We start from the raw sequence: 678 nt of genomic DNA, 5'->3' as shown, positions 1-678 counted from the left end.
GCTTCCACCTCCAACCTATCAACCTCGTCGTCTTCAAGGGGTCTTACTAATTGGGAAATCTCATCTTGAGGGGGGCTTCACGCTTAGATGCTTTCAGCGCTTATCCCGTCCGTACTTGGCTACCCAGCGGTGCTCCTGGCGGAACAACTGGTACACCAGCGGTACGTCCATCCCGGTCCTCTCGTACTAAGGACAGCTCCTCTCAAATTTCCTACGCCCACGACAGATAGGGACCGAACTGTCTCACGACGTTCTGAACCCAGCTCGCGTACCGCTTTAATGGGCGAACAGCCCAACCCTTGGGACCTACTTCAGCCCCAGGATGCGATGAGCCGACATCGAGGTGCCAAACCTCCCCGTCGATGTGGACTCTTGGGGGAGATAAGCCTGTTATCCCCAGGGTAGCTTTTATCCGTTGAGCGATGGCCCTTCCATGCGGTACCACCGGATCACTAAGCCCGACTTTCGTCCCTGCTCGACCTGTATGTCTCGCAGTCAAGCTCCCTTATGCCTTTGCACTCTTCGAATGATTTCCAACCATTCTGAGGGAACCTTGGGGCGCCTCCGTTACTCTTTAGGAGGCGACCGCCCCAGTCAAACTGCCCACCTGACACTGTCCCCGAACCGGGTTACGGTCCTAGGTTAGAACTCCGATACGATCAGGGTGGTATCCCAACG

At 56.0% G+C, this 678-nt stretch carries 1 rRNA gene; it reads right to left on the bottom strand.

Features of this window, described 5'->3' with window-relative positions:
- A 23S ribosomal RNA gene (locus AC3WU2_RS30650) occupies positions 1–678 on the bottom strand; the annotation flags it as partial.

It is taken from the genome of Paenibacillus sp. EB106-05-06-XG162 (assembly GCF_058791655.1).
Note: the sequence above shows the minus strand (reverse complement) of the source record. Positions and strands in the feature narration are given on the sequence as shown.